The following is a 23516-nucleotide window of genomic DNA, read 5'->3' on the forward strand; positions in this document are numbered from 1 at the left end:
TAAATGTAAGTGCTTACATTACAAAGAAAGGAGGTCTTCGTATGAGTACAGGAGGGAAGAATCCGCAGCCACAGCCGCCGGTTCGATCGGGAAGAGGAGCATCACTAGCGCGCAAATGGGTTCAACAAAGACATTTGCAGACTATGGCGCTGCTTGGGGTGGTATGGATGATTATTTTCCATTACATTCCGATGTACGGTATTTTAATTGCGTTCAAACATTTTGACATCATTGGAACCATATCAAGCGCACCTTGGGCGGGATTAGAGCATTTTCGGGCCTTTTTGGAGGATGATAACTTTTGGTACATTGTCAAAAACACACTGGGTATTAGCCTGCTCAAGCTGGCGATCGGGTTTCCGTTACCTATTGTATTTGCTCTGTTTCTGAATGAGATTCGGTCTACACGGTTCAAAAAATCTATACAGACCATTTCGTACCTTCCGCACTTTTTATCTTGGGTCATTCTTGGCGGGATCTTAACGACGTGGCTGGCAGATACCGGGATGATCAATCAACTGTTGCTAGCCTGGGGGTGGATTGACCAGCCGATCAGTTATTTGGCAGAGCCGAGCTATTTTTGGGCTATCGTCGTTAGCTCGGATATCTGGAAAGAGCTTGGATGGTCAGCTATTATCTATTTGGCAGCCATGGCGGGGGTATCTACGGACATGTACGAAGCGGCCACCATTGACGGGGCCGGACGGTTTCAGAAAATGTGGTACGTCACACTTCCCGCTATCAAGGGGACCATATCCATTTTGTTTATTTTGGCGGTCAGCGGCATATTGAACTCCAACTTCGATCAAATTCTCGTCCTGCGTAACTCGCTGAATGAAAGTGCAAGTAATGTAGTTGATATTTATGTATATCAGGTGGGCATTCAGCAGGGCCGTTTCTCGTATTCTACCGCGGTGGGTTTGCTGAAATCGGTTCTTGCTCTCATTTTGCTGCTAATTGCCAATTCGGTGACCAAACGGGTGAATAATACATCCCTATTTTGAAGGAGGACGGGTGCATGCAGCTATTGCAACGTAGAACAGCAGGCGAAGCGATATTCGATTTCATGAACAACGTCTTCATGCTGATTATTTGTTTTGTGACATTGTATCCCGTGTGGTATGTGCTGGTGAACTCCTTTAACGAAGGAGCAGACGCTATGCGGGGTGGCATTTACTGGTGGCCGAGAGTCTTCAGTCTGGGCAGCTATCAGGCCGTATTTGCTAACAACGGTATTATGACTGCGATGGGAGTGACTATTGCCAAGACGCTTATCGGCACGATTGTTCATGTGTTTTTTACCGCTATGATTGCATATGCATATTCCCGTAAGGAGCTGATCGGGCGCAAACTGTATATGCTGATTGGTACCATTACCCTGTTTTTCGGTGGGGGATTGATTCCAACGTATTTGCTGATTCGTGATCTCGGACTGCTGGACAGCTTTTGGGTGTACATCATTCCTGCGATGTTCAGCTTTTTTGATCTTATTATTTTTATGGCTTTTTTCCGAGAACTGCCGGATGCACTGGAAGAGGCGGCGAAAATAGACGGTGCGAATGATTTCGGTATCTTCTGCCGAATCGTGCTCCCTGTATCCATGCCAGTAGTAGCGACGATTGCGTTGTTTCATGGGGTATACCAGTGGAACGATTATTTTACCGGAATGATCTATATTAATAATACGGATCTTCAGCCGATTCAGACGTATTTGTACCGGGTTGTTGCCCAATCCAGCTCTAATCAAATGATGGCTGCTGCACCGGGGGGCGTTGCCCAGTCCGTCACTTCGCAATCGATCAAGCTGGCGACGATGGTCGTGACGACACTGCCCATTGTACTGGTATATCCTTTTCTGCAGAAGTATTTTGTCAAGGGTCTGATGATCGGATCGATCAAGGGTTAGCACATCATCCAAGGGGGAGATTTATGATGAACATTCGCAAATGGCAGAAAGGGCTGTTGGCCGTCGTGCTGCTGATAGGACCGCTCGCGGGGTGTACGTCCGGTGGAAGTGGCGCTGTCACGGAATTGAAGGACGAGAAAACTAAGGCTTCGGCAGATACGCCAGGCTGGAAGGCGGATACAGAGCCGATTACGTTTGACTGGTATTTGAATTTTTCCTGGTTCCCGAACAAGTGGGGAACGGATATGACCTCGAAGTATGTGACGCAAAAGACTGGGGTCAGCGTTAATTTTATCGTACCCGCAGGGAATGAAAATGAAAAACTGAATACCATGCTCGCCTCGGGCAAACTGCCTGATTTTGTCACGCTCAGTTGGGGGGAAGATGCGATCAAAAAAATGATCGAGGGCAAGATGGTGCTCCCACTTAACAAGTTGGCTGAGAAATATGATCCATATCTGATTAAAGTGGCAGACCCAGCTAAAATGTCATGGTATCGTCAAACGGACGGGAATGTATATGGGTATCCTAACGCGTCCTCTTCACCACAGGATTACCAAAAATACGGCCAAAATTTTGTCTCCAATCAAACGTTTATGGTTCGGAAGGATATGTACGAGGCGATTGGCAAGCCGGATATGAGAACACCAGAGGGATTCCTGAAAGCGCTTCAAAAAGCAAAGGAGAAATTCCCGGAGATAAACGGTCAACCGCTGATCCCGATAGGGTTCCACGAATTTACGGATAACGGAAATTATTCTTTTGAAGACTATTTACTTAATTTTTTAGCCGTTCCACATGAGAAGGACGGAAAGCTGTACGACCGTCGATCGGACGAAGAGTACATTCGCTGGCTCAAAACATTCCGTCAAGCCAATGAGCAGGGTCTGATCGCCAAGGACGTATTTATCGACAAACGTCCGCAAATGGAGGAGAAGGTGGCACAGGGACGGTATTTTGCCATGCTATATCAGCGCTCTGATTTTGCTACACAACAGGTGACGTTGCATGCGAAAGATCCCAACTCCGTCTACATTGCGGTGGATGGACCTTCCAACAGTAAGCTGGACCCGCCGACGCTGGCCGGGCCGGGCATTTCCGGGTGGACGGTGACGCTTATTTCGAAGGATGTCAAAGACAAGGAGCGGGCTATTGAATTTCTGACTTATCTGATTAGCGAGGAAGGGAATCGTGATCTGTATCTGGGGGAGCAGGGAAAGCTGTGGGACACAGTTAACGGTAAGCCAGCCTTCAAGCCGGAGGTACTGGAGCTGCTGAACAAGGATCGGTCTGCATTTGACAAAAAGTATGGCGCCTCCTTCACTTTCTGGATGCTGATGGATACAAATATGAATTTGCAGTGGGCGCCGCCCAGTGTCGAGCCGTATAAGCAGCCTGAAGATTGGACGAAAGGCAAGACCCACAGCTTCTCTCAATATGAGAATATCAAACCGACCGGAACCTCGGCAGAAGGCATTGCGTCAGGCCAGATAGACAAAATTTGGGGCAAGGCATTACCGAAACTGCTGCTGGCTTCCTCGGATGAGGAGTTCGATCAGCTGTTTGCCCGCTTTTTGGAAGACCGCAGAAAAGCAGGCTATGACAAGGTATTGGCTTATCAGCAAAAAGCCTATGAGGAAAACCTTAAGAAAATTGAACAGTTCACCAAATGATTTAATTCAATAACTTAATCTATTGAACCCCTAAGGATGTGATTACATGCCAGGCCGTGCACGTTCACAGATGAAGAGCCTGCTGCGCCGCACGATATGGCAGTGGATGACGGGAACGACCGATCGGCTTGGCGGTTGTTCCCTTCAAGTTAAGCTCATTGTCGCGTATATCGGCGTCATTTTAATCCCGGTGGTATTGTTCTCGCTATATACCTTTCACCAACTGTACGAGAATACAATGAAAGACATTACCGTACAAAATCAGTATGTGTTGGATACAGAGCTGGCCCATATTCATAGCAATATGGAAATTATGGAGCGAACCGCACAGCTTGCGATCTCAGATCGCAACGTGCTTCATTATCTAACCGAGGAACGTGAAATAAGCAGCGATGAGCTAGTCCAATTCAACTTGAATGTGTTTCCAAATTTACAGCACTTGCTGTACAGTAATCCCAATGTAGAGAACATTCGACTGTATACCAATAATCCCCAGACGCATGAAATATGGCCGATGATTTTCAAAGAATCACGATTGCCTAAGGCTTCCTGGCTGAAAGCGGCTCAACTCCGACAAGGGAAAATATGGTGGGATATGTACAAGGGGCCGAAAAGCTTACTTGGGGGACAATCCCGCCAGGAAAGTGAGACAGTGCAGTATATGGCACTGCTGCGTGAAATTCAGTCTACTGGAGGAAGACACGCGGGGTTGGTAGAAACAAATATGAGGCTGGAGCTATTTTCACCTAGGGTATTTGGAATCCCGCAACGTAATCGCGCATGGCAAATGTTCATTCTGGACGGCGACGATTACAGCTCAAGGAACGCTGACAAACCAATGTATTCTACCGAAATAGCTACAGCTTCCTCTCTATCAGATTCAATTTCGATCCCTCTGTCCCATGTGCACCATCTGTTACAGTCCCGCGTTCAGGGACAGGGTGGTGTTTTTGACTTTACCTATGGGAATAAGCCTTATCTTGGTTTGTACCGTTATATAGAAGGGTTGGACGCCTACCTGCTAAATGTGGTGGCGCTGGACGGTCCGCTAGGTGATCTCCGTCAGAAACGCAATGCCATGCTGCTCATTATTAGTATGCTGATTTTGTTTATGTCCGTCATTTCCTATACCTTGCATGCCTTCATTCTCAAGCAGCTACATACCCTGCGTGAATCCATGAAAAAAGTAGAGCAGGAGGGTGACTTTCAGCTTAAGATTCCAGTATATGGACGGGGAGAAGTGGCTGAGCTGGCTTTATATTTTCGCAGTCTGCTGAGTCGAATTAACGGGCTCATTGCCGAGGCAGTACACAAGCAGGCCACTGCTCAAGAAGCTGAACTGCTAGCGCTCAAGCATCAGATTGATTCCCACTTTCTCTATAATACATTGGAAAATTTAAAAATGATGGCGGAGATAGAACGGCAGTATCCGCTGTCGGATGCCCTTACCTCCCTTGGCTCGATGATGCGTTATAATCTCCAATGGTCCGGGTCGTGTGTTGCGTTGCGGGATGAAATCCGACATATCCAGCATTACGTGGCCATCATGAACATTCGCCACGATAACCAAATTGGATTGGAAATTCATCTATCGTCGGCGTTTATGGAACTGGAGATGCTGAAAATGTCGCTGCAGCCTGTAGTCGAAAATGCTATCAAGCACGGGTGGAGTACATTGCAAAGCCCATTCATCATCACGATTGAAGCCTGCTCTAAGCAGGATATCATAGAATTGCGTATACAGGATAACGGAGTGGGGATCTCTGAAGAAAGAAGAAACGCTATCATGGCTGGTCTAGCGCGAACGGATATGGATTCCCACGAGCCCGGGATGAATGGGGGAATCGGTTTGTATAATGTGCATCGCCGTTTAAGTATGCAGTATGGCGAAGAGTATGGCATAAGACTGGACAGCATCCACGGACAATCGACGACAGTGACCCTGATTTTGCCTAGACGTTACATGATGAGGGGGACGGACCATGACGACCAAGCTGTTGATTGCGGATGACGAGAAAAATATTCGAATGGGACTTCAAGCTATGATCGAACGGGAATTTTCCGGTCTCTATGAATGTGTACTGGTCAAGGACGGAAGGGAAGCCTGGCAGCATGTGAAGCAGTTTTTGCCCGAGTTGGTGATAACGGATATCCGTATGCCTATTATGGATGGCATTATGCTGATGCAGCATATTCGTGAGCTGGAGCCGGAACGCAGGCCTTTGGTGATCATTCTCAGTGGATATGACGAGTTCCAGTATGCGCGCGAAGCGATTCGCTGTGGGGCACGGGAGTATTTACTCAAGCCGATTGTAAGGGAGGAACTGTTCGGTGCACTGGCAGTTTTGAATGAGGAATTGAAGCAGAGGAACCCCCTCACATACGATAGTGTTGTCGGCGTAGAGAAAGATAGACTAGCTGGCGCGAGTGCCAACGTCGATAGAAGTGGTAGTATGACACGTGCTATCCAATATATCCACGCTCATTACAGCGAGGATTTGAATATGGCAGTAGTATCCAACTCAGTATCCTTGAATTATACGTATTTTAGTCAGGCGTTCAAAGCCTATACAGGCCTCAGCTTTGTTCAATATGTAAAAAGGCTGCGCATTACAGAAGCCAAAAAGCTGCTGGAGTGTCAAGGGGGCAGGATCTATGAAATTGCGGCTAACGTGGGCTTTGACAATGCAAAGCACTTTAACAAAGTGTTTCGTGAGCTGGAGGGGATGAGCCCGCAGCAGTTTCGAGTGCAGAATCAAAGGGGTAATTAGATATAAAGAGGGGGAAAACTCCACTGCCTTTTTACCCTTATCCTGATATAATAAACGTATGCATAACCATGACCTTCAATCAGAGAGTTTGTACACAATCACACGAATCGCCGAACGGAAGGGGAGAGCATATGGTTATTTATGAAACGGACCAAGCTTATATCATGACGACGCAGCATGACCATGCCCATATTTCAGGTGAGTTGGCTTTACAATGGGAAGAGAGTGCCTTCAAGAATAGACGTCATAAGCAGGATTTTGTATATGCAGCAAGGGAGCATGATCGGGGTTGGATACAGTTAGACGCTGCTCCTTTCTGGAATGATCATATGTCAGCACCTTATACATTTATTGATTTTCCACTCAGTCCACGTTTTGTTTTCTATCGTCTTGGGATTGATGAAGTCGAACAAGGAAATACGTATGCTGCGTTGCTGTGTAGCTTGATGTACAAGGAGCTAGTCGGGCGGACCGAGCATCAAAATGCTCAGGACAAGCAGATTACGCATTCTTATCAGGAAGCGGAGGCACAGCGTCGTCTGAGGCTCAAACAGGAGCTGGCATGTGGCGTAACCTTCGACCATCAAGTGCGGACGGATGTACGGAGAATGTTGTTTTGCGACGAATTGAGTCTGTTTTTGTGCAGTCGAGAGCCGGGTACGCCTACAGTAGAATATGAATGGTTTGCTGAAGGTTTGAGCTTCCCGGCTGTTCGTCATGAAAGCGGGCGAGTTTGGGCCGAGTGGCTATCGGATCAGACTGTAGGTCTCTCCTTTTTTCCTTTCAAGGGCAAGGTAGGGATTACTCATACCTTTAAGAAGGTGGACAAGGAGAAAATTCGTACCTCCGGTCTCCTAGAGGCTTACCGTTCTTCCGAATGGACGCATCGAACCTTTACCGTTGAACATATCATGGAAGTAGAAGAACATAAGGAGAATGCCTGACCGTCTACGGATACAGCCTCGAACAATAATTTGTTTGTAGACGCAGAGAAAAGCCTCCCTGAACCATGATTCAGAGAGGCTCGCTTTTTTCTAGCTTTAACATTTTACGATTTTGCAGAGGTCTTCGCACGATTGACAATAGTCTGTACCTTATTCAATACCTTATCGCGTGCCCCTTTATTTTTCATCAGATACGTTACACCCATTCCCAATGCTGCTACCACCCATTTCTTATTCTTCATAAAGTACGCCTCCTTATGATCATGTTGTCATATCCAAATGCTTAAAAGCATCCAAAATGTGAAAAGATGAACGGGATTTTACGATTTAGTGATTCCTTGCACTCGTTCCGCATAACTATGATTTACCCTTCTCCATCACATCTTACCCGTTCCTTCGCCAATGAAACGATTACGACTGTCTTTTCATGTTTAATGGATATTATCAAATATCCCGCCACAATGGCTTCAGACGCACATGACAGGGAGGTCTTTGTTATGAGAAAGAAGGAAGTGGTTGCCATGCTGCTCGCCGGCGGACAAGGCAAAAGACTCAAAGGACTTACCCGTACACTAGCCAAACCGGCAGTATTTTTTGGGGGAACTTACCGCATTATTGATTTCCCTCTCAGCAATTGCACTCATTCTGGTATAGACACCGTAGGCGTATTGACCCAATACGAGCCGTTGGTGCTTCATTCCTATATCGGCGTAGGCAGCGACTGGGATTTGGATCGTCTGGATGGAGGAGTGTTCGTTTTACCTCCGCACGAGAAAGAAGATGGAAACAACTGGTACAGGGGCACGGCGGATGCAATTTATCGAAACCTGCATTTCTTGGATCAGTATGACCCGGAGCATGTACTCATTCTGTCAGGGGATCACATTTATAAAATGGACTACAGTCGAATGCTCCACTATCACAAGGAGAAGGAAGCAGACTGCACCATTTCTGTTATCAATGTCACGATTCAGGAAGCTAAACGATTTGGAATCCTGAACGCTGACGATGATCTGAAAATATATGACTTTGAGGAGAAGCCTGAACAGCCGAAAAGTACATTGGCCTCCATGGGTATTTATTTGTTCAAATGGGAGGTGTTGCGTCGCTATTTACTGGAAAGCGCAAGCGATTCTGAATCCTCACATGATTTTGGCAAGGATATCATTCCATTGTTGCTTCAGCATGGCCGGTCGCTGTATGCGTACCCGTTTGCTGGGTACTGGAAGGATGTAGGTACCATTCAGAGCTTGTGGGAGTCCAACATGGATCTTCTGGTTCAGGATCCGCCTTTGGATCTGAATGATCCTTTCTGGCGCATCTATACTCGCAGCCCCAATCAACCGGCCCAGTATATAACCCAACGGGCGATCCTCAAAAACAGCATTGTAAATGAAGGTTGCATGGTGGATGGAGAAGTAAGGCATTCTGTACTATTTTATGGGGTCGAAGTAGGTGAAGGGAGTGTCATTACCGATTCTGTCATCATGCCGAACGTAAAAATTGGGCGCAATGTACGTATTCACCGGGCTATCGTGAATGAGAACATCGTTATTGAAGACAACGCGTTTATTGGACCTGAAGATAGTTCTGATGAGATTATTTTGTTCGATCAGGAAAGCCAGCTTCATGCACGAATTTAACCCGGATAAGGACGGTGTCTGCTATGAGTCGACTCATTGGAGTTATCAACCTGGATCACGAACTGGATCAGTTGAAGGAGTTGACCTATTTCCGGTGCGGGGCCGCAGTCCCCTTTGCTAGTCGATATCGGCTCATTGATTTTACCTTATCCAATATGATGCATGCAGGGGTGCATGATATTGCACTGTTTATCCGCCGCAAATACCGTTCGCTGCTGGATCATCTGGGCGAAGGTCGGCCTTGGGATTTAGACCGCAGACGGGGCGGGTTGTTTATTTTGCCACCTGACTGGAATGATCCGACGGATGCATCGCGTGGAGATTTGCAGCATGTGCACAACAATCTGGATTTTTTTCATCGCTCATCGGGGCAAACCATTATTCACGCAGGAACTCAGCATGTCAATAAGGTGGATATCGAGGATGTATACCGTTATCATCAGGAGAAAAATGCAGATGTTACCCTTGTATATAAACCCATAGACCAGCTAGAATCTGAGCATGATCCTTGTGCACGACTGGAGATTGATGAGAACGGACGAGTGACGGGTATTCATCAGGAGCAGGATCATCATAACATTTATTTGGAAATGTTTGTGATGGACAAAGACTTGTATCTGGATCAGGTGAAGCATTGCATTGCCCATCAGGATAATCATTTCTTTCGTGATGCCATCCAGAAAAACCCAAGTGGACTGCGTATTTATGCGTATCGTTATGAAGGTTATCATGCGGTTATTAATTCTATTGAGAGCTACTATAAAAATAGCATGAAGCTGTTGGATCAGCAGCAGTATCAAGCCCTGTTTCAGAATCAGCCGGTACACACCAAAATCAAGTATGAAGCCCCGACCCGCTATACGCACAGCGCCGAGGTGGATCATTCACTTGTTGCCAATGGCTGCACCATTGGAGGCAAGGTCGAGAATAGTATTCTTTTCCGTGGAGTGCGGGTGGAGGAGGGCGCGCGGGTAAGCAACTCGATTATTATGCAAAAATGTGTCATCCGTAAAGGGGCAGTTGTGGAGAATGTGGTTTTAGATAAAGATGTACAGCTTTCACCAGATCGAACTCTGATTGGAGACATTAGAGTTCCCTATGTCATTGCCAAGAATAGCGTAATTTAAAGGATATACTTAGCCATTAAAACGGAAATAACAGGAGGTACAACTTTGTTCAGCAATAAAGAAGCATTTAAGCAGGCTTTTCGAGAGCAACTGGTCGGAAGGCTGGGCAAACCGATGCAGGAGGCTCAGTCGGAAGACGTATATAAGGTTTTGGGTGGCATGATTCGTGAACAAGTCGGCAAGAATTGGGCAGAAACGAACCAAGCCTATAAAGAAGGACAAGAGAAGCAGATTTATTATTTTTCCCTGGAATTTTTGATAGGTCGTCTACTGGGCAGTAATCTGCTGAATTTGGGCGTACTGGATATGGTTCGGCAGGCATTGGGTGAACTGGGCTGGGATCTGGAGGAAATTGAAGAACAGGAGGCGGACGCGGGGCTAGGCAATGGGGGTCTCGGCCGTCTGGCGGCTTGCTTCATGGACTCGCTGGCATCCCTTGGCTATGCAGGACATGGGTGCGGCATCCGGTATAAATATGGTCTGTTTGAACAGCGTATTGTGGACGGCAATCAGGTTGAACTGCCGGATTACTGGCTACAGAAAGGGAATGTCTGGGAGGAACGTCGTCCTGATAAAAAGGTCGAGGTTCATTTTTGGGGAAGAGTGGAAACCCACGAACAGGAGGGACGTCTTGTATTCGAGACAAAGGATGCTGAAACGGTCTGGGCTGTCCCTTACGATATTCCGCTGGTAGGCTATGGTCATACACAGGTGAATACGCTGCGGATTTGGAGTGCGGAATCAGCGCTTGATCCCGTTCGAGGACCGATTCGAGGCGAGGGCGGTTATTACCGCTTTCTCGACTACAATCGATCGGTGGAATCTATCTCCGCATTTCTATATCCGGACGACTCCAATTATGAGGGAAAGCTGCTTCGCTTGAAGCAGCAGTATTTCCTGTGCTCGGCCGGATTACAAAGTATTTTGCGTACGTTTGAGAAGCTTCGTTTACCTTATAGCCATTTGCCCGATAAAATAGCACTGCACATTAACGATACACATCCGACCCTAGTTATTCCGGAACTGATGCGTATTCTGATGGACGTGAAGGGCTTGGGCTGGGACGAAGCATGGGATATTACGACGCGAACCGTTTCATATACGAATCATACGATATTAAGTGAGGCGTTGGAACAATGGCCTGTTAATATGGTACGGGAGCTGCTTCCTCGTATTTCTTTAATCATTGAAGAAATTAACAAACGTTATTGCGCTATGCTACTGGAGCGTTACCCAGGCCAGGACATCAAAATTGGTGAAATGGCGATTATTCACGGTGAACAAATCCGTATGGCCCACTTGGCAATCGTCGGCAGCTACAGCGTTAATGGGGTGGCTGCGCTGCATACGCAAATATTAAAGGAACGAGAGATGAAGTCGTTTCACGAGCTGTACCCTGACCGTTTTAACAATAAAACAAACGGGATTGCCCATCGCCGCTGGCTGATGCACGCCAACCCGGAGCTGGCAAGCTTGTACGATGAGACGATCGGCACACGCTGGAGGACCCGTCCAAGGGAGCTCATCGACCTGCTTCGTTACAGTGGGGACGAGACGTTCAAAGAACGGATACAGGCGATTAAGCGAAATAATAAAGTCAGGCTTGCTGAGCATGTTTTTGCAAAACAGGGCGTGCGATTGGATACGTCCTCCATTTTTGATGTACAGGTCAAACGGTTGCATGGTTATAAGCGACAGCTGCTCAATATTTTGCATGTGATGCATCTATACAGCCAGCTTAAAAGTAATCCGGGCCTGGATGTGACGCCACGCACATTTATTTTTGGAGCCAAAGCCGCCCCCGGTTATTTTCTCGCCAAACAGACGATCAAGCTCATTAATAACGTGGCGGACACGATCAATCGAGATGTGGAAGTCAAGGACAAGCTGAAAGTCGTTTTCCTTGAAAATTATTCGGTCTCACTGGCGGAGCTGATTATTCCTGCGGCGGATGTCAGTGAGCAGATTTCCACGGCAGGCAAAGAAGCTTCAGGCACAGGCAATATGAAATTTATGATGAACGGTGCGCTCACAATAGGTACATTGGACGGAGCCAATGTTGAAATGCATGAAATGGTAGGCGATGCCAACATGTTCATTTTTGGATTGAAGGTGGATCAGATCGAGGCATATTACCGGAACGGCCAGTATTCGGCGCGCAAAACAGCCAACAGTGACGAAAGACTGCGTGAAGTGCTGGATCAACTCGTGAACGATGCTCCTTTTACGCGGCATGAACGGGAATTTGAGGCCATTTATCAATCCCTGATTGATCATAATGATGAATACTTTGTGCTCAAGGACTTCGCAGCCTATGTGGATACGCAGGTTCATATTGAACAGGTGTATCGGAATCCCTCGGAGTGGGCTCGGCGTGCTATTGTCAATATGGCACACTCCGGTAAATTTTCTAGTGATTGTACGATTCAGCAATACGCGGCTGAGATTTGGGACATTGTACCTCTCCAGAACGATGTCTACAAGCGAATTCTGTCCTAAAACGGCGAAACAGGCGGAATAGCATTGCTTTTCGAACGCTGAGGGTTATAATGACAGTATAGACATAAGTAAGGATGGGAGCTGTAAATACTCATTCCTGAACTTGAATTGTACTGTTGAAGGAGTCCTCCTATTGATAAAGCTCAATCCGAAAAGGCTCAAACCTCATAAATCGAAGAAGAACTATAATATGTTTCAAAATATAGGGCGTGCGATTCGGCTGAATTTCATCAAGCTGTTGCGCGCCCCTGGAGGAGTTAAAAAGATCTCCTTGGGCTTCGCCATTGGCTTTGCGCTGGAGATGATTGTGATTTCCACGGCTTCTCTGGTATACCTTGTTTTTTATCCGATTGTTCGTCTGTCTGGCGGCTCGCTGCCTGCGGCCATTGTGGGTAACGTTGTAGGTAAGCTGACCTTTTTGCCAATTGTACTAATGCCATTCGCCAAGCAAGTGGGGGCTTGGATTTATCCATCTCATTATCCGGTACATGTCAGGGGCGGACGACTTCACGAGCATTCTTTTATGGAGCTGTTTCACGGCAACTGGTCTGTATTCAGAGACTTGTTGCACGGAGGCTTGCACATCCTGATCGGCATGTCGATTTTCGGTGTGGTGCTGGGCATTATCTCGTATTTTGTCATTCAGGTTCTGTATAATCGTTCGCTGCACAAACGGTTGGAGAAGCGGAAGTTGCGTCATGGCGCAGCATTTTCGGCGGCCAGACTGCTGAAGAATGGATAACTATGTATAAGAAGGAAGCTCTTCGAGCCTATTTATTAGGTCTGAAGGGCTTCTTTGAGTTGGGGCAAGAAAAAGCCTATGATCTCTATAAACCCATACGCTTTTGGCATATATTGTAACAGGGTTGGCTTCATTCGCTCGAATCGTTTACAATACGTGTGCATACAACAATGGACGACAGGTTAATGTACATACAAGGAGTGATGAAGTTGCGGAAGATATGGCAAATCTACTTAACAGACTGGAGAAATGTATTCAAAGTATCGACCGGGACTTTATTAGTTATTGGCATCATTCTTTTGCCTTCCGTCTATGCATGGGTGAATTTGAAAGCGATGTGGGATCCATATGCGAATACATCTGGAATTAAAATTGCAGTAACCAGCCAAGATCAGGGTGCAGAAGTGAATGGTAAGAAGATTAATATCGGCGATGAGGTTTTGCATAACCTTCAAAATAACAAGAAGCTGGGTTGGACTTTTGTCAATGAAGCGGAAGCACGGAAAGGTGTGTTGGATGGTGATTATTATGCCAGCCTGCTGATCCCGAAAGACTTTTCAGAGAAAATTACGAGTGTGCTGACGGAAAATCCGCAAAAGCCGGAAATTGATTACGCCGTAAATGAAAAAATTAATGCAGTAGCTCCGAAAATTACATCTTCGGGGGCAACTTCTCTGACGAACCAGATTAGCCAAAACTTTATTGAAACTGCCAGCCAGGCGGTATTGACGAAGTTGAAGGAAGCTGGAGTAAAGTTGGAGGAGGAACTCCCGACAATTCGTAATATTGAAAACCGGGTGTTGGAGCTAAATAATCGACTACCGGATATCGATAGGTTGGGCAAACAGGCCTTGAAGCTGGAGCAAAATTTGCCGAAAATTAAGGCGCAGGGACAAAAGATTATCGCATTGAAGGAGAAAATTCCTGAAATTAACCGCGCCGGTGACCTGGTGCTCAAAATTGACAAAAACATGCCTGAGCTGGACAAGGTAGCCGCTGTTATTTTAGATATCCAAAAAAGACTACCTGATATTCAAAAGGCTGGTGATCGAATTGTTGAACTGGATCAAAATTTTAGCAAGGTAGAAAGCGCACTGACCACCGCCCTGGAGGATACGCAAACGGCTCTTAAAGTTATTAATGCTGCCCAGAGGGCACTGCCAGAAGTACAGCAGATAGCGGACACAGGCAAGGACTTTACAACCGGTTTACTTGAATTTCTGGACAAAAATGAGGGTGCGCTTGATTCGATAGGTACAGTAGTTAAAGAAGATTTACAACTGGTACAACAAATTGCGAATGAGGTTTCTCAGATTACAGACATCATTCGTGGTGTGGATTTTGATCCTAAAGCAGCACAAGCTGCGGTGAATCGTGTCAGCGGTAGGCTGACAACTGCCGTGGGGGTGCTGGATCGTATTTCTCAATTGCTGAACCGTGTGAACGGATACTTGCCAAGTCAACCTCTGGATTCACTTATTTCCCGTGTGGGCGGGGTGGAGGATCGTTTCCGCCGTCTGAATAGCACAGTAACTAGTATCGGGAATGCCATCCAGCGCGGTGAAAAGCCTGCGCAAAATCTGCTGGATGACACTGATCGCCTTGCTGGAGAAATCAGTAGCGGAATTGACAACATTTTGGGCAATTATGATACGGAGTATGCACCCGCCATTCAAAAGGCGCTAGATCAGATCAAATCCGTTGCCCGCAATTCTGCCAATGTGCTGACTACAGCTCAAGAGCAGCTACCGAATATTGAAAAGCTATTAAATGACGCACAGGCTGCAGCAGAATTCGGCCAGCAAGAGCTAACACGTCTCCAGCAGGATCTGCCACAATACCGTCAGAAACTGCATGAAGCGGCGACAACGATTCAGGGACGTATGGGCGAGTTTACGAATGCTGTGAACAAAGCAGCAGACTTCGTAAATAACGATTTGCCGACGGTTAAAAGTAAAATTCATCAGGCGGCAGATTTTGTGCGTAATGATTTGCCCAAAGCGGAACAACAGTTTGTCAAAATGGCTGACTTAATTGAAAATAAATTTCCTGAAGCGGAAAAAGCGGTGCACCAAGTAGCCAATTTTGTAAGGACCGATCTTCCAGCTGCCGAGGATTCCATACGTCAGGCTGCAGATACCATTCGCAAGCTTAAGGGCGAAAATGCACTCGGACGCGCTATTGCATTGCTCAAGGGGGATGTGAAAAAGGAAAGTGAGTTTCTCGGCAGACCGGTATCGTTGAAGCAGGAACGGATATATCCAATCCCTAACTATGGTTCTGCGATGTCACCTTTTTACACTACATTGTCGATTTGGGTAGGTGCGATGCTACTGGTATCAATGTTCAGGGTAGATGTGGATGACCCGGAAGGACAATTTAAAAGCTACCAAGTGTATTTCGGACGGCTGATGACATTCTCCACAATTGGTATTTTTCAGGCGCTGAGCGTATCTCTCGGTGACTTGTTCCTGCTCGGGGCGTATGTGGATGCCAAAGTAGCCTTTGTACTGTCCTCTATGCTGATCAGTCTGGTGTTTACGGCGATGACCTATACACTAGTTTCTGTGTTCGGCAATATCGGCAAGGGACTGGCGGTCATCCTACTGGTGCTTCAATTCTCCAGTTCAGGAGGGACGTTCCCGATTGCGACGAGTACACCATTCTTTCAGGCGCTGAATCCATTTGTACCATTTACCTATGCGGTTAGTCTGTTACGAGAGACAGTAGGAGGGATGTTGGCTTCAACGGTGATACGGGATGTGGTGATGCTGTTTGTATTTATCGGTGTTTGCTTCCTGTTTGGATTGGTGTTGAAGAAGCCGCTCAGCAAGCATACGAAAAAAATGGCCGAGCGAGCCAAAGAAACGAAATTGATTCCTTGATTGTAAAAAAAAGTGAGTTACGGTGGTTGAAGTGAGCCGCTCCGCGAAGGATTTGATCTTACGATCGCTGTTGCCACGGGATTCTTTGGATTAGATAGACATGAAAAGGTAAGAATCCCGTGGCAAAGGCGAACGCTCCGCTTCTCCAGATTCAAATCCTCCGCTCTGCTGGCATCCGCCGTAAAGTCACTTTCTTTAACATTCGGCGGGTAGTACGGGGAGGTGGCCTCCGCATGTTATGCTTCGGCATGGTGCGGAGGCCTTTTTGCATGCGCTCTCCAAACTTTAAATTGCATTTGGGGGTGTTTCAATGCGGTTTGTTCTGGTGAATAAACGGAGTATGGTCTTTTTTGGCATGTAATAATTTTGCGGAATTTTAAAATCCTTAGGCAAAGGCGGGAGGTAGTATGGAGTATTCATACTTAGGAAAGTCAGGCTTAAAGGTTAGTCGGTTATGTCTGGGGACGATGAATTTCGGACCAGAAACCGAAGAAAAGGATGCGTTTAAAATTATGGATGCCGCGCTGGATGCGGGCATTAACTTTTTTGATACGGCTAATGTATATGGCCATGACCGTAAAGGTTGGACAGAGGAAATTATCGGACGTTGGTTCCAGCAGGGCGGCGGAAGACGCGAGAAGGTCGTGTTGGCAACGAAGGTATACGGAGATATGAAAAATGAACATGACGGACCCAATGCAGGATCAGGCTTATCTGCTTACAAAATTCGCCGCCATTTGGATGCGTCTCTGAAACGTCTGCAGACCGACCATGTAGAGCTATACCAAATGCATCACATTGACCGAAACGTGTCATGGGATGAGCTGTGGGGCGTATTTGAGTCCGTGGTGGATCGGGGACAAGTTGGTTATATCGGTTCTAGTAATTTTGCGGGCTGGCATATTGCGGTGGCGCAGGCCGAAGCGAAGGCACGACGTTTTCTGGGGCTTGTATCCGAGCAGCATTTGTACAACTTGAACGAACGTTCCGCCGAGCTTGAAGTATTACCGGCAGCTCAAGAGCTGGGGCTGGGTGTGATTCCATGGAGCCCGCTGGCGGGCGGACTGCTGGGACGGAATGCGTTAGCAGGTACTGGTTCTCGCAGCGCACGCGCCAAGGAAAAGGTGGAGCAGAATCGTGCGAAGCTGGAGCAATTTGCAGCATTGTCCCGCGAGCTGGGTGAAAAGGAAGACGTGATTGCACTGGCTTGGGTACTGTCCCATCCGGCTGTAACGGCTCCAATTATCGGACCACGGACCTTAGAACAGTTAGAGGATGCTCTACGGGTACCTGAGGTCAAATTGAGCGAAGATGTGCTTGCCAAGCTGAATGAGATTTTCCCGGGTCCGGGAAAACCTGCGCCAGAAGCCTACGCTTGGTAATAATACTTTGTACTCGTCATAAAGCATCATTCTTTGTTAGAAATCATCGGCAAAAAGCAGCAGATCGGGAATAGTCTCCTTGATCTGCTGTTTTTATACTAGTGTCCTATCCTAAATCGTGGTTGGCAAAACGGCTATAGTCAAGGGTTCATATTAAAGATAATCGAAAAAGCTAACAACTATTCACCAATCTTTCGTACTATTCGTACATACTCCCGGGGGAGAAAGGGAATGCTTATTAGAACAGGTTCAGCAAAATTGGCTGATCGGAATTTGTAACTTTCATTTGCTGATAACTTTTGGTTGCTCTTAACTGCTTTTTCATGAATATTATATTCAAGTCTCCAGCCCACGACAAGCAACAGGATAAAGAGACTGGTGCAGATCATCACTTTGCGCATCAACATGTGAACCACTCCTTTGTATGAATATTCTCCATTTATACTAGGTGCTATACGTTACCTTTACAATCTCCCCGGTAAACTATATAATTAAAGCTAATTGTATATTGGTTTACCCGGAGGAGCCTGCCAACAGCGGGCTCTTTTTGTGTTTTTTTCGTAAATTGGAAACAGGAGGCAGAGAAAATGATGGCGGAGATGAACAATGAGAGCATTATGGTGTGTGTCCATTATGGTCCGCACGGACAGCGGTTAATTCAAAGAGGCAGCGAGTTGTCCCGGTTACTCGGGGCTCCTTTATATGTGCTTACAGTGGATGCAACCACAGATCATGAATACAACCAAAACAAGGAACAATACCTCTCGGGATGGGAAGAGCAGACTAAAGATGCTGGAGGAGCGTTTCTGATTCGTAAATGCAATGGGAAAAAGACAGCTGAGGTGATTGTGGAGACAGCCCAGGAAAAAAAGGTTACTCAAATCATCATCGGCCAGTCCAGTCAAACGCTATGGCAAGAGATTACCCGTGGTAATTTTGTCAACGATTTGATTGAACAACTGGGTCCTATTGATCTTCATATTGTGGCTGTACAGCGTTATCCCGAGCTTTTAGAGCACTCACATGAGAAGGGATTTTCCGCTTATTTGGTGAAGCAGGATGGAAGTTATGTACTGAGTGAAGAGCCTGGTGGAGAAGATACGATCAAAGGGATATTTTTTCGTGAGCTGGATACTGATTTCAACAGCGGTCTATTCAAAATCGTTAGAAATGGCGAAGCCCAGTATTTGAGAATTCTACAAAGTGAATGGGTAAAGCCGCATTCCTAGAAGTTCATATACAAAAAAATAAGTTTATATAGGGGGAGTGCTCGACTGTGTTGCATGCTGCAATTTTGATTCCATTTCTGCTGGCTGTTCTAATCCCGTTGACCAAGGGCATTTCGCGCTTTCATACAGGTTGGACAGTCTTGCCCGTACCCACAGCTCTTTTCCTGTATTTCCTGACAAGGATATCGAACATTCAGGCTGGAAATGATACGATGTCAACTATATCTTGGATGCCTTCGCTTGGGATTGATATTACGTTGCATCTGGATGGACTCAGCCTGCTGTTTGCTCTGTTGATTACGGGGATGGGTGCGTTGGTGATCTTGTATTCCATTTATTATCTTAATAAGCGGACGGAAGCGATTCGCCATTTCTACATCTATTTGCTCATGTTTATGGGAGCAATGCTTGGTGTCGTTTTGTCCGACAATTTGATGGTTCTATATGGATTCTGGGAGTTAACCAGTATTACTTCATTCCTGCTGATCGCCTTTTGGCACCGACGGGAAAGATCCCGTTATGGAGCGCTGAAGTCGATGCTAATCACTGTCTTTGGCGGGCTGGCGATGTTCGCGGGGTTCAATCTGCTCTACGTAATGAGTGGAACGTACAGCATTCGGGAGATTATAGCCCAAGTCGGCTTATTGACCGAGTCCCCGTTGTTTATTCCGGCGATGCTGCTGATTCTGCTGGGGGCATTCACTAAGTCCGCACAATTTCCTTTTCACATCTGGCTGCCCGATGCCATGGAGGCACCGACACCTGTCAGTGCTTATCTGCATTCAGCTACAATGGTTAAGGCGGGGTTATACCTTGTGGCGCGTCTTAGCCCCGTATTCGCTGGTCAGTCCGAATGGTTCTGGTTGGTCTCACTTTCCGGTCTGGTTACGCTTTTTTATGGATCGTTTAAAGCGATTAAACAAACAGATCTTAAAGCTCTGCTTGCCTATTCCACCATTAGTCAGCTCGGTCTGATTATGTGTTTGCTCGGGCTGGGATCGGCTTCTGCCTTTTTTTCTGGTACAGAGGAGTCGTTATTCTATACGACGGCTACTGCGGCGGCCATCTTTCATCTGATCAACCATGCCGTCTTTAAAGGCTCTCTATTTATGGTGGTTGGTATTGTCGACCACGAGGTGAACACTCGGGATCTGCGCAAGCTCGGCGGTTTAATGTCCTTAATGCCAGTCACCTTTTCTGTGGCGTTGATGGGGGCTTTCTCCATGGCAGGGTTACCACCATTCAGCGGTTTTCTGAGTAAAGAAATGTTCTTTACCGCTGTGTTGAATATTCGGGAGTTGGATGTTCTGAATACACAGTCGTGGATGATTCTAATTCCGGTGATTGCATGGATTGCCAGTGTATTCACTTTTGTTTACAGTATGATTATGGTCTTTGAGACTTTTACTGGTAATCTCCAGCCGGAGAAGCTCGATAAAATACCGCATGAAGCACCGCTGGGTCTGTTGATTTCCCCAGTCCTGCTGGTTTCACTCGCTGTGGTATTCGGCTTATTTCCTGATCTCTTGTCTTATTCTCTGATTGAGCCGGCTATGGGCTCGATCTATAACGAGCTATTGTCGCCAGTGGAAACCTTCGGTGTCTCCATACATTTCTGGCATGGTTGGACACCTGAGATATTCATGACACTGGGTGTTATCGCTGCCGGGACACTTCTCTATAGAAGATACACCCGACTGCGGATTCTGGATCGGGAATGGAACGGTAGCAATTTTCTTAATCTCTTGTATGATGGATCTCTTCAAGTGCTGGAGCGTGGATCGAACCGCTTCACAAATCTCTATATGACGGGATCAAACAGACACTATTTGCTTTATATATTTGGCTTTTTCGTCATTGCCTTGGGAAGTGTGATGCTTGGGACGCAAGGGATATCGCTGGGTATGGGCCACTATGCTCCGTTGGCCTTTTATGAGGCTGTCATTGTTGTTGTAATGCTTCTAGCAGCGTTTGCCGTACCCTTTGCCAAGTCGCGGGTCAACGCGATTTTGTTCACCGGTGCAGTCGGGTACATGGTGACCCTGCTGTTTGTTATCTTCCGCGCACCGGATCTTGCGTTAACACAAATGATCGTGGAGACAGTATCCGTCATTCTGTTCCTTCTGTGCTTTAAGTATCTTCCAAAGTTAAAGAAGGAGAAGGAGCGTCTGAGCTTTAGATTGCCGAATTTGATTATCGCTGTAGGTGTAGGAATTACGATGACCCTCATTGCGCTGGCAGCCATGGGCAGTAGTCCATTCGCTCCCATTTCGGAGTTTTTCCTTAAAGAAAGCTATTCCTTGGCCGGAGGGAAAAACGTAGTCAATGTCATTCTCGTTGACTTCCGGGGATTCGATACTTTATTCGAAATTATGGTTCTCGCTATTGCATCCCTCGGCATTTATGCCTTGATTAACTTGAAAATGGAGCCTGGTATTTCACCCGCCAACAAAAATAAGAAGGGGGGGGGAATTGCCTTTCCGCTCCGGAGTAATGATGTGATCCTGCGAACCCTGTCCAAGGTTATCATAATCGTGATTCTCACCTTCTCAATGTATTTGTTCTTTGCCGGACACAATAATCCGGGAGGTGGCTTCATCGGAGCGCTGATGACTTCAGCTGCGCTTATTTTGATGGCGATCTCCTTCGGAATGGACACGGTTCGTAAAGTCCTTCCGGTGAATTACCGCATGATCACGGCGGTGGGGCTGCTCATTGCAATTCTGACTGCGGCTGGCTCGTTTGTTTTCGGGGCCCCTTTTCTCAGCCATGCCTTTGGCCATTTCGATCTGCCTATTATGGGTGATACCGAGTTGGCTACAGCAGTCCTCTTTGATCTGGGGGTATACCTGGCTGTAGTAGGTGTGACCATGAGTATTATTTTTAACATAGGGGGGGATGAGTGAAATGGAACTGATTATGGCTGTAGCAGTCGGTATTTTATTTACAATTGGAGTGTACCTGATTCTATCTAAGAGTCTTCTGCGTATTGTTTTGGGTACTTCCTTGCTAACACATGGCGTCCATCTGCTGCTACTGACGATGGCCGGACTAAAGACGGGAGCTGCTCCAGTATTAGGAGGTAAAGCGGAAACTTATGTGGACCCTTTACCGCAGGCGTTAATTCTGACCTCTATCGTTATCAGTTTTGGAGTCACTGCCTTTTTCTTCGTGCTTGCTTACCGCTCATACCAGACGTTGGGCACCGATGAAATCGACAGTGTTAAGGGGGAAGAACAATGACCAATCTCTTGGCACTACCGATTTTAATTCCCTTGTGTACCGCCGTTATATTGATTTTTCTGAAGGAGAAGATTCTGCTTCAGCGGCTCATTAGTACAGTTAGCGCCATTTTGAATATTATAATTGCTCTTGTGCTGATTTACCGCATTCATAGCGGGGGTATACAAACTTTGCAAATGGGGGGATGGGTGCCGCCGTATGGCATTGTGTTCGTGGGGGACATGTTTGCGGCTCTGCTTGTGCTGACCGCTTCAGTGGTAAGCTTGGGTATTCTCCTCTACTCCTTCCGCAGTATAGGGGCAGAACGGGAGCGTTTTTATTACTATACCTTTTTTCACTTCCTGCTTGTAGGTGTCTATGGATCATTTCTTACAGGAGATATGTTCAATTTGTTCGTTTTCTTCGAGGTTATGCTGATTTCCTCCTATGCCTTGATTTCACTGGGGGGAACGAAGCTCCAGCTTCGGGAAACGTCCAAATATTTGCTTATTAACATTGTGTCTTCCACACTCTTTGTGGCGGCAGTTGCTTATCTATATGCGGCTGTAGGTACCCTGAATATGGCTCATTTGTCTCAGCGGGTTGCTGAAGCGGGGCAGGGCGGCGTACTCAATGTGATCGCTGTTCTGTTCCTGATTGTGTTCGCATTGAAGGCGGGGTTATTCCTCTTTTTCTGGCTGCCGGGTTCTTACAGTTCGCCGCCGTCTGCTATAAGAGCCTTGTTCGGTGCGTTACTGACAAAAGTGGGACTGTATGCAATCATTCGGACTTTTACTCTTATTTTTGTGAATGATCCCGGACTCACGCATACGTGGATCGCCTGGATGGCGGCGGCTACGATGATTCTGGGAGGACTGGGAGCGGTAGCTTATAATGATATTCCCCGTATTTTTAATTACAACGTCATTATCAGTGTAGGTTTTGTGGCCTTCGGTCTGGCTGCAGCGACACCAGATGCATTGAATGGGGCGGTTTTCTATTTGCTGCACGATATGCTGGCGAAAGGATTAATGTTTATTCTTGGGGGCATCATTATCACTGCAGCGGGAACGGACCAATTAAAAGATATGGGGGGCCTCATCAAATGCTATCCCTTAATCGGCTGGATGTTCTTTACACTGGCCCTTGCACTTGTAGGTATTCCACCGCTGAGCGGGTTTGCCGGTAAAGTGTTGATCACTCGGGGCGGACTGGATGCCGGAATGCTGACATTATCCTTGATTGGGCTAGGCTCGAGTTTCCTTGTGCTGTATTCGCTGATCAAAGTATTCAGGCTTGCATTTTGGGGGAATGAACCCGAAGGCGACTTGCCGAAGATAGGGCTAAAAAGTGTGAATGCTGTGGCGGCCGGTTTGCTCGTCCTGGTTATATTGATGGGCATCGGGGCGGATTGGGTCTATTCCTATGTTGCACAAGCCGGGGATGTGCTGGCTCATCCCGCGCTATACATCGAAGCTGTAATAAAGGAGTAG

18 protein-coding genes are annotated in these 23516 nt (G+C 46.8%); 16 read left to right on the top strand and 2 right to left on the bottom strand.

The features are described 5' to 3' along the window. The first annotated feature begins 41 nt into the window (after window positions 1–41). The 6 genes from MKY16_RS10860 to MKY16_RS10885 all read left to right on the top strand — a co-directional run bounded on the left by MKY16_RS10860 (window position 42) and on the right by MKY16_RS10885 (window position 7294). Entirely contained in the window at window positions 42–1004 is a 963-nt protein-coding gene (locus tag MKY16_RS10860) for an ABC transporter permease (RefSeq protein WP_029519088.1), read from the top strand. A 14-nt stretch (window positions 1005–1018) separates the two neighbouring features. Then, entirely contained in the window at window positions 1019–1906 is an 888-nt protein-coding gene (locus MKY16_RS10865; protein ID WP_029519089.1) for a carbohydrate ABC transporter permease, read from the top strand. A 26-nt stretch (window positions 1907–1932) separates the two neighbouring features. Further along, complete coding sequence (locus tag MKY16_RS10870; RefSeq protein WP_340885160.1) at window positions 1933–3579, top strand: extracellular solute-binding protein; 1647 nt, start codon at window positions 1933–1935, stop codon at window positions 3577–3579. Window positions 3580–3625: 46 nt separating this feature from the next. Next, the gene (locus tag MKY16_RS10875) at window positions 3626–5590 is read left to right on the top strand and encodes a sensor histidine kinase (RefSeq protein ID WP_340955292.1); all 1965 of its coding nucleotides are present in this window, start codon (window positions 3626–3628) and stop codon (window positions 5588–5590) included. Next, entirely contained in the window at window positions 5562–6350 is a 789-nt protein-coding gene (locus tag MKY16_RS10880; protein WP_322252032.1) for a response regulator transcription factor, read from the top strand. Before MKY16_RS10875 ends, MKY16_RS10880 begins: the two co-directional genes overlap by 29 nt. A gap of 131 nt (window positions 6351–6481) precedes the next feature. Further along, entirely contained in the window at window positions 6482–7294 is an 813-nt protein-coding gene (locus MKY16_RS10885) for a DUF3891 family protein (RefSeq protein ID WP_340955294.1), read from the top strand. Between the two features lie 104 nt (window positions 7295–7398). Here MKY16_RS10885 and MKY16_RS10890 read toward each other — a convergent pair whose 3' ends face one another. Continuing rightward, window positions 7399–7536: a hypothetical protein gene (locus MKY16_RS10890; protein WP_023988334.1), complete on the bottom strand. Its 138-nt coding sequence runs from the start codon at window positions 7534–7536 to the stop codon at window positions 7399–7401. A 255-nt stretch (window positions 7537–7791) separates the two neighbouring features. Between MKY16_RS10890 and MKY16_RS10895 the strand changes: the two genes are divergently transcribed. The 6 genes from MKY16_RS10895 to MKY16_RS10920 all read left to right on the top strand — a co-directional run bounded on the left by MKY16_RS10895 (window position 7792) and on the right by MKY16_RS10920 (window position 17572). Next, window positions 7792–8937 carry a glucose-1-phosphate adenylyltransferase gene (locus MKY16_RS10895; protein ID WP_029519096.1) on the top strand — a complete coding sequence of 382 codons (1146 nt, stop codon included), beginning with the start codon at window positions 7792–7794 and terminating at the stop codon, window positions 8935–8937. A gap of 23 nt (window positions 8938–8960) precedes the next feature. Further along, the gene (gene glgD, locus MKY16_RS10900; protein ID WP_029519097.1) at window positions 8961–10064 is read left to right on the top strand and encodes a glucose-1-phosphate adenylyltransferase subunit GlgD; all 1104 of its coding nucleotides are present in this window, start codon (window positions 8961–8963) and stop codon (window positions 10062–10064) included. A 45-nt stretch (window positions 10065–10109) separates the two neighbouring features. Continuing rightward, window positions 10110–12563 (top strand): glycogen/starch/alpha-glucan phosphorylase, encoded by a 2454-nt coding sequence (locus tag MKY16_RS10905; protein WP_069010221.1) that lies wholly within the window; start codon window positions 10110–10112, stop codon window positions 12561–12563. Between the two features lie 190 nt (window positions 12564–12753). Further along, window positions 12754–13305 (top strand): DUF2062 domain-containing protein, encoded by a 552-nt coding sequence (locus MKY16_RS10910; protein WP_049817076.1) that lies wholly within the window; start codon window positions 12754–12756, stop codon window positions 13303–13305. A gap of 209 nt (window positions 13306–13514) precedes the next feature. Further along, a complete protein-coding gene (locus MKY16_RS10915) occupies window positions 13515–16190 on the top strand; it encodes a YhgE/Pip domain-containing protein (RefSeq protein WP_340955296.1) in 2676 nt (891 codons plus the stop codon). Window positions 16191–16597: 407 nt separating this feature from the next. After that, window positions 16598–17572 (top strand): aldo/keto reductase, encoded by a 975-nt coding sequence (locus MKY16_RS10920; protein ID WP_307350153.1) that lies wholly within the window; start codon window positions 16598–16600, stop codon window positions 17570–17572. Window positions 17573–17751: 179 nt separating this feature from the next. Here MKY16_RS10920 and MKY16_RS10925 read toward each other — a convergent pair whose 3' ends face one another. Next, complete coding sequence (locus tag MKY16_RS10925) at window positions 17752–17979, bottom strand: hypothetical protein (protein ID WP_165147336.1); 228 nt, start codon at window positions 17977–17979, stop codon at window positions 17752–17754. Window positions 17980–18159: 180 nt separating this feature from the next. Here MKY16_RS10925 and MKY16_RS10930 point away from each other — a divergent pair, with 180 nt between their 5' ends. From MKY16_RS10930 to MKY16_RS10945, 4 genes are read left to right on the top strand one after another with little or no spacing between them, the layout of a single operon-like run. After that, on the top strand, window positions 18160–18801 hold the full coding sequence (locus MKY16_RS10930; protein ID WP_165147333.1) for a universal stress protein: 642 nt from the start codon (window positions 18160–18162) through the stop codon (window positions 18799–18801). 47 nt (window positions 18802–18848) lie between these two features. Then, entirely contained in the window at window positions 18849–21707 is a 2859-nt protein-coding gene (locus MKY16_RS10935; RefSeq protein WP_340955299.1) for a Na+/H+ antiporter subunit A, read from the top strand. A 1-nt stretch (window position 21708) separates the two neighbouring features. Then, a complete protein-coding gene (locus MKY16_RS10940; protein ID WP_134902158.1) occupies window positions 21709–22044 on the top strand; it encodes a Na(+)/H(+) antiporter subunit C in 336 nt (111 codons plus the stop codon). Continuing rightward, window positions 22041–23516 carry a Na+/H+ antiporter subunit D gene (locus MKY16_RS10945; RefSeq protein WP_340955300.1) on the top strand — a complete coding sequence of 492 codons (1476 nt, stop codon included), beginning with the start codon at window positions 22041–22043 and terminating at the stop codon, window positions 23514–23516. Before MKY16_RS10940 ends, MKY16_RS10945 begins: the two co-directional genes overlap by 4 nt.

The organism is Paenibacillus sp. FSL L8-0641 (assembly GCF_038006265.1).
Taxonomy (GTDB): Bacteria; Bacillota; Bacilli; order Paenibacillales; family Paenibacillaceae; genus Paenibacillus; species Paenibacillus polymyxa_D.

Coding starts and splice junctions, on each gene's coding strand:
- MKY16_RS10860 (WP_029519088.1), top strand. CDS start 42: ATGAGTACAGGAGGGAAGAATCCGCAGCCACAGCCGCCGGTTCGATCG.
- MKY16_RS10865 (WP_029519089.1), top strand. CDS start 1,019: ATGCAGCTATTGCAACGTAGAACAGCAGGCGAAGCGATATTCGATTTC.
- MKY16_RS10870 (WP_340885160.1), top strand. CDS start 1,933: ATGAACATTCGCAAATGGCAGAAAGGGCTGTTGGCCGTCGTGCTGCTG.
- MKY16_RS10875 (WP_340955292.1), top strand. CDS start 3,626: ATGCCAGGCCGTGCACGTTCACAGATGAAGAGCCTGCTGCGCCGCACG.
- MKY16_RS10880 (WP_322252032.1), top strand. CDS start 5,562: ATGACGACCAAGCTGTTGATTGCGGATGACGAGAAAAATATTCGAATG.
- MKY16_RS10885 (WP_340955294.1), top strand. CDS start 6,482: ATGGTTATTTATGAAACGGACCAAGCTTATATCATGACGACGCAGCAT.
- MKY16_RS10890 (WP_023988334.1), bottom strand. CDS start 7,536: ATGAAGAATAAGAAATGGGTGGTAGCAGCATTGGGAATGGGTGTAACG.
- MKY16_RS10895 (WP_029519096.1), top strand. CDS start 7,792: ATGAGAAAGAAGGAAGTGGTTGCCATGCTGCTCGCCGGCGGACAAGGC.
- glgD (WP_029519097.1), top strand. CDS start 8,961: ATGAGTCGACTCATTGGAGTTATCAACCTGGATCACGAACTGGATCAG.
- MKY16_RS10910 (WP_049817076.1), top strand. CDS start 12,754: ATGTTTCAAAATATAGGGCGTGCGATTCGGCTGAATTTCATCAAGCTG.
- MKY16_RS10920 (WP_307350153.1), top strand. CDS start 16,598: ATGGAGTATTCATACTTAGGAAAGTCAGGCTTAAAGGTTAGTCGGTTA.
- MKY16_RS10925 (WP_165147336.1), bottom strand. CDS start 17,979: ATGTTGATGCGCAAAGTGATGATCTGCACCAGTCTCTTTATCCTGTTG.
- MKY16_RS10930 (WP_165147333.1), top strand. CDS start 18,160: ATGATGGCGGAGATGAACAATGAGAGCATTATGGTGTGTGTCCATTAT.
- MKY16_RS10940 (WP_134902158.1), top strand. CDS start 21,709: ATGGAACTGATTATGGCTGTAGCAGTCGGTATTTTATTTACAATTGGA.
- MKY16_RS10945 (WP_340955300.1), top strand. CDS start 22,041: ATGACCAATCTCTTGGCACTACCGATTTTAATTCCCTTGTGTACCGCC.